Origin of the sequence: Pseudomonas sp. NPDC087346, assembly GCF_044744235.1 — a bacterium.
Taxonomy (GTDB): domain Bacteria; phylum Pseudomonadota; class Gammaproteobacteria; order Pseudomonadales; family Pseudomonadaceae; genus Aquipseudomonas.
In genome coordinates this window covers 20,860-26,560 of record NZ_JBIUXX010000020.1, presented here as the reverse complement: position 1 = coordinate 26,560, position 5,701 = coordinate 20,860, and the positions used below count along the sequence as shown (strand labels likewise).

At 58.3% G+C, this 5,701-nt stretch carries 5 protein-coding genes; all 5 read right to left on the bottom strand.

Annotated elements, in window-relative coordinates; translation table 11 throughout:
- Positions 1 to 203 precede the first annotated feature (203 nt).
- The 5 genes from ACIOZM_RS14235 to ACIOZM_RS14215 all read right to left on the bottom strand — a co-directional run bounded on the left by ACIOZM_RS14235 (position 204) and on the right by ACIOZM_RS14215 (position 5,383).
- The gene (locus ACIOZM_RS14235; RefSeq protein ID WP_401214731.1) at positions 204 to 920 is read right to left on the bottom strand and encodes an ABC transporter ATP-binding protein; all 717 of its coding nucleotides are present in this window, start codon (positions 918 to 920) and stop codon (positions 204 to 206) included.
- Entirely contained in the window at positions 917 to 1,792 is an 876-nt protein-coding gene (locus ACIOZM_RS14230; protein WP_401214729.1) for an ABC transporter ATP-binding protein, read from the bottom strand. Before ACIOZM_RS14230 ends, ACIOZM_RS14235 begins: the two co-directional genes overlap by 4 nt.
- On the bottom strand, positions 1,789 to 3,090 hold the full coding sequence (gene livM / locus ACIOZM_RS14225) for a high-affinity branched-chain amino acid ABC transporter permease LivM (RefSeq protein WP_401214727.1): 1,302 nt from the start codon (positions 3,088 to 3,090) through the stop codon (positions 1,789 to 1,791). Before livM ends, ACIOZM_RS14230 begins: the two co-directional genes overlap by 4 nt.
- A 3-nt stretch (positions 3,091 to 3,093) precedes the next feature.
- Positions 3,094 to 4,008 carry a branched-chain amino acid ABC transporter permease LivH gene (locus ACIOZM_RS14220; RefSeq protein WP_401214725.1) on the bottom strand — a complete coding sequence of 305 codons (915 nt, stop codon included), beginning with the start codon at positions 4,006 to 4,008 and terminating at the stop codon, positions 3,094 to 3,096.
- Between the two features lie 241 nt (positions 4,009 to 4,249).
- On the bottom strand, positions 4,250 to 5,383 hold the full coding sequence (locus tag ACIOZM_RS14215; RefSeq protein WP_401214723.1) for a branched-chain amino acid ABC transporter substrate-binding protein: 1,134 nt from the start codon (positions 5,381 to 5,383) through the stop codon (positions 4,250 to 4,252).
- Between the last annotated feature and the right edge of the window lie 318 nt (positions 5,384 to 5,701).

Below are 5,701 nucleotides of genomic sequence, written 5' to 3'. Positions count from 1 at the left end.
CCCCGGGTCCCAACACCCAAATTCAAAAACCCCCCCGCGTTGGGGGGGGGCCCCCGGTTTTTTTTTTTTTTTTTTTTTTTTTTTTTAAAAAAAAAAAAACCCCCCCCCCCCCCCCGCAGCTCCTACAGGGGATTCGGGTGCTCTGGAGATGTAAAAAAGCCCCGGGACCTGCGTCACCGGGGCTCAATGTATCTGTGGAAAACTCAGTGCCCGCCCAGATAGGCGTTACGCACCTCCTCGTTCACCAGCAGCTCCTTGCCGGTACCGGTCAGGCGAATCTCGCCGTTGACCATCACATACGCCCGGTCAGACAGTTTCAGCGCGTGGTTGGCATTCTGCTCGACCAGGAAAATGGTCATGCCGGTTTTCGCCAGTTCACGCAGGGTCGCGAAGATCTGTTTCACCACGATCGGCGCCAGGCCCAGGCTCGGTTCATCGAGCAGCAACAGCTTAGGCCGGCTCATCAGCGCCCTGGCGATGGCAAGCATCTGCTGTTCGCCACCGGACATGGTCATCGCGCGCTGGGTGCGTCGCTCTTCGAGCCGTGGAAACAGCTCGAACATGCGCTGCATGTCTTCCTTGGCGTACTTGTCGCCAATCGGGATGGTACCCATCAGCAGGTTTTCCTCGACGGTCATGTCGGGGAACACCCGCCGCCCTTCAGGCGACTGTGCAATGCCGTTGGAGGCGATGTAGTGCGAGGATTTCTGGGTGATGTCGACACCCTGATAGAGAATCTGCCCGCTCGCCGCCCGTGGCTGGCCGAAAATCGACATCAGCAATGTCGACTTGCCGGCACCGTTGGAGCCGATCAGGCTCACGGTTTCGCCTTCGTTGATCTGCAGTGAAACACCCTTGAGGGCCTGAATCGGCCCGTAGAACACGTCCAGATCCTTCAATTCGAGGATGGGTTGGCTCATAGCACCACTTCCTCTTCATCCGCGCCCAGATAGGCGGCAATCACTTTTGGATCGTGCCGGATAGCTTCAGGGCCACCCTCGGCGATGACGATGCCGTGGTCCAGCACCACGATGTGGTCGGAAATGCTCATTACCATGCCCATGTCGTGTTCGATCAGCACCACGGTCAGATCGTGCTCGTCGCGCAGCAGACGGATCATCGCGCTCAGCGCTTCGGTTTCCTGAGGGTTAAGGCCGGCAGCCGGTTCGTCGAGGCAGATGATCTGCGGCCGCGTGCACATGGCCCGGGCAATCTCCAGACGCCGTTGCTGGCCGTAGGACAGTTCACCGGCGAGCCGGTTGGCGCAGTCCACCAGATCGACCACTTCGAGCCAGTAGAACGCGCAGTCCAGCGCATCGCTTTCAGCCTTGCGGTAACCCTTGGTATTGAGGATGCCGGCGAGCATGTTGCGGTTGACCCACATGTGCTGGGCCACCAGCAGGTTTTCCAGCACGGACATTTCCTTGAACAGGCGAATGTTCTGGAAGGTACGGGCCAGACCTGCACGGTTCACCAGATGGGTGCCGCCGAACATCTTGTAATACAGACGACTGAGGAAGCTTTTCGGCGAGACGAAATCGGTCGGTTTGAACGATTCGCCGAGCAACTGGATGACGTTGGTCTGCTGCCCGCGCACATTGAGTTCAATCTTGCCGCCCGAGGCTTTGTAGAAGCCGGTCAGGCAGTTGAACACCGTGGTCTTGCCGGCACCGTTGGGGCCGATCAGGGCGAAGATCGAGTTGCGTTTGACCTTGAGGCTGACATCGCTCAGCGCCTTGATGCCACCAAAGTGCATCATCAACTTTTCAACAGAGAGTACGACTTCACTCATGGCGCAGTCCTCTCATAGTGAATGGCACCTTTGCGTGGTTTGACCCCGGTGCGGCTGATGCGGATCAGCCCTCGTGGTCGCCAGATCATCATCAACACCATCAGAATGCCGAACAGCAGCACGCGATATTCGGCGAAACCGCGCAGCAGTTCCGGGGCGACAGTCAGCACGAACGCTGCGATCACCACGCCGATGGTCGAACCCATGCCGCCGAGTACCACGATGGCGAGAATCAGCGCCGACTCGAAGAAGGTGAACGAGGTCGGGTTGACGAAGCCTTGATAGGTGGCGAAAAACACCCCGGCCAGACCCGCCGTGGACGCACCGATGGTGAACGCCGACAGTTTGACCAATACGTGATTGAGGCCCATCGAGCGGCAGGCGATTTCATCTTCCCGCAAGGCTTCCCAGGCGCGACCAACCGGCATCTTCACCAGACGATGCTTGATGTACAGCACGGCCAGCACCACCAGGAACAACACCGCGTAGATGAAGTAATACTTCACGTCCGGGTTATAGGCGATGCCGAAGAACTCGTGAAACGGCACCCCGCCATCCTTCGCCCGCTTGCCGAACTCCAGACCGAAGAACGTCGGCAGTGGCGCCGGCATGCCGTTCGGGCCGCCAGTCAGGGACAGCCAGTTGTTGAGGATCAGCCGAATGATTTCACCGAAGCCGAGGGTCACGATGGCCAGATAGTCACCGTGCAGGCGCAGCACCGGGAAGCCGAGGATGCACCCGGCCAATCCGGCCGTGATCGCCGCCAGCGGCAGTACCGTCCAGAAGCCCAGCCCGAGGTATTGATAACCGAGCGCCAGACCGTAGGCACCGATGGCGTAGAACGCCACGTAACCAAGGTCAAGCAGGCCGGCCAGACCGACCACGATGTTCAGACCCAACCCCAACAGCACGTAAATCAACCCGAGGATGACCACGCCCAGCAAGTAGGAGTTGGAGAAGAACGGCACAGCGATAGCCAGCACAATCAGCAGCGGGATGATCCAGCGCAGGCTTGATTTGTGATCGGCGGGGAGCACATGCACGCCGGAACCGGTGCTCTCGAATCCGTCGAGAATCTTCAGGCCACGTGGCGTTTGCAGGAACAGGCTGAGTAAAAACCGGCCAATCATGACGATGCCGATGATCCACGCCACGCGGGTCGGTTGAAGGTTGAAGCTGTAACCCTCAAGCACGACACCGACAATCGGGCCGAAGACGATCAGGGCAATCAGGCCGGCAAGGATCGACTCAACCAGGCTTTTTTTGACATCAATGGTTTTTTTGGTGGTTGAAGACATCGTTTACACCTTCGACACAAGAGGACGGCCCAGCAGGCCCTGAGGCCGGAAGACCAGAACAAGTACGAGCAGCGAGAAGCTGAACACGTCTTTGTAGTCGGAGTTGACCAGGCCCGAGAACAGCGACTCGGAAATCCCGAGGATGATCCCGCCGAGCATCGCCCCAGGCAGGGAGCCGATGCCGCCAAGCACTGCTGCGGTGAACGCCTTGATGCCAATGACGAAGCCTGCGTAGAAGTCGAACGTGCCGTAGTTCATGGTGATCAGCACGCCGGCCAGCGCCGCCATGGCTGCACCGATGATGAACACATAGGAAATCACCCGGTCGGTGTTGATCCCGAGGATCGAGGCCATTTTGCGGTCTTGCTGGGTAGCGCGGCACATGCGGCCGAGCTTGGTGTACTTGATCACGTAGGTCAGCAGGCCCATGCCAAGGAATGCGGCGACCAGAATGAAGATCTTGGTGTAGGTGAGCTGGACGAAACCGGTACCGATGTCGATGCGCCAGGCACCGGTGAGCAGCGTTGGAACACCCTGTTGGCGGGCGCCCTGGCTGATCTGGGCATAGTTTTGCAGAATCAGGGAGATACCGATGGCGCTGATCAGCGGAGCCAGTCGGGTGGAGTTGCGCAGTGGTCGGTAAGCGATGCGTTCGATGACCCAGCCATACACCCCGGTAACGATGATGGTGAAGACCAGTGTGCCGAGCATCAACAGCGGGAAGGATTCAATACCGAAGTAAGCCAGCAGAGCCAGACTGATTGCCGCGAGGTAAGCGGAAATCATGTAAACCTCGCCGTGGGCGAAGTTGATCATGCCGATGATGCCATAGACCATTGTGTAGCCGATGGCGATCAGGCCATAGACCGACCCGAGAGTCAGACCATTGACCAGTTGCTGCAGGAAAATACCATCCATAACGCAATCTCACGCAATGAGAGCCTGCACACCGCAGGGCGTGCGGCTCTTCTAAGGAAAATACAGATTTACGTCGGAGCAATGTCAGCCACGATCAGGCCAGTCACCACCGCCCCCTGTAGGAGTGAGCCTGCTCGCGATAGCGGTTGAACATTCAACATATGTGTCGTCTGTCTGTCCGAAATCGCGAGCAGGCTCACTCCTACAAGGGAACCGTGGAGTCAACTGATCGCGTCAGCCCTTACTTCTGTTTTTCCAGCTGGTGGTATTTGCCGGTCGCGTCCCACTGGTAAACCACGTAGTCGGAGACTTTCAGGTCGCCTTTGGCGTCCCAGGTCTTCTCGCCCATCACGGTTTTAACCGGGTTGGCTTTCAGCCATTTGGCAGCGTCTTCGCCCTTGTTCGACTTGGCGCCGTTGAAGCCGGCAGCCAGGGCCTGGATCGAAGCGTAGGCGTACAGGGTGTAGCCTTCAGGCTCGGTGCCAGCCTTGCGGAATGCGTCCACTACGGTCTTGCTTTCCGGCAGCAGGCGCGGGTCGGCGCCGAAGGTCATCAGCACGCCGTCAACGTATTGCGGGCCACCGGCGGTGGTCACCAGTTCGTCGGTCACGATGCCGTCATCGGACATGAATTTCACGTCTTTCAGGCCTTCGGTACGCAATTGTTTAACCAGTGGACCGGCTTCCGGGTGCAGGCCACCGAAGTAGACCACGTCGGCACCGGCGGCACGGATTTTGGTGACCAGAGCGCTGAAGTCTTTCTCGCCACGGGTCAGACCTTCGTAGATCACCGGGGTCACGCCGCGCTTGATCAACTGGGCCTTGGTTGCATCCGCCAGGCCTTGGCCGTAGGTGTCCTTGTCGTGGATGACCGCGACTTTCTTGCCCTTGAGCACATCGACGATGTAGTCGCCGGCCACAATGCCTTGCTGGTCGTCACGTCCGCACATACGGAACATGGCGCTCAGACCGCGCTCGGTGACCTGCGGGTTGGTCGAACCCGGGGTGATCGCGATGATGCCGGCTTCGTCGTAGATTTCCGACGCTGGAATGGTGGAAGAAGAGCAGAAGTGACCGACCACGCCGGCAACTTTCTGGTTGGTGAGGTCCTTGGCAACCGTCACCGCCTGTTTCGGTTCGCAGGCGTCATCGCCCTTGACCAGTACGATTTTTTCCCCGTTGACGCCGCCTGCCGCGTTGACCGCATCAGCCGCTGCCTGTGCACCCTTCATGTACTGCTCGCCAAATGCCGCGTTGGCGCCAGTCATTGGACCCGCTACACCGATTTTGACATCAGCCTGAGCAAACGCAGAAACACCCAACGCAGCAGCTACTGCGAGGGCCAGAAAGCCTTTCTTGTAAAACGTCTGGGACATGAGGTGGTGCTCCAAGGTTTTTTTTAGTTGGCACTGCGACTTCATTTCACTGAGTGCTCAGAGCAAGCGCCGTGCCATCGGTTTTTTATTCTTCAAAAAGTCGCTGCTTTGTTGTTATTTCGACTGTTTCGATCCCATTTTTATTGGGCGTGCAACCGTCTAAACCGCGGAAGGTGAAACCGTTTATTTTTTCAGGCGCAACCCGCTTGCGCCATCATTGCAACCGCGGCACCAAACGACGTGCAACCAGCCTGTAACAGCCCGCGTCACCGAACTGCACACTGCTGGTGCGGGACTGCTACAACCCGCACCATTACA

Bases quoted from the DNA above. Each gene is read 5' to 3' on its own strand.
- ACIOZM_RS14230 (WP_401214729.1), bottom strand. From the start codon at position 1,792: ATGAGTGAAGTCGTACTCTCTGTTGAAAAGTTGATGATGCACTTTGGT.
- ACIOZM_RS14215 (WP_401214723.1), bottom strand. From the start codon at position 5,383: ATGTCCCAGACGTTTTACAAGAAAGGCTTTCTGGCCCTCGCAGTAGCT.
- ACIOZM_RS14220 (WP_401214725.1), bottom strand. From the start codon at position 4,008: ATGGATGGTATTTTCCTGCAGCAACTGGTCAATGGTCTGACTCTCGGG.
- livM (WP_401214727.1), bottom strand. From the start codon at position 3,090: ATGTCTTCAACCACCAAAAAAACCATTGATGTCAAAAAAAGCCTGGTT.
- ACIOZM_RS14235 (WP_401214731.1), bottom strand. From the start codon at position 920: ATGAGCCAACCCATCCTCGAATTGAAGGATCTGGACGTGTTCTACGGG.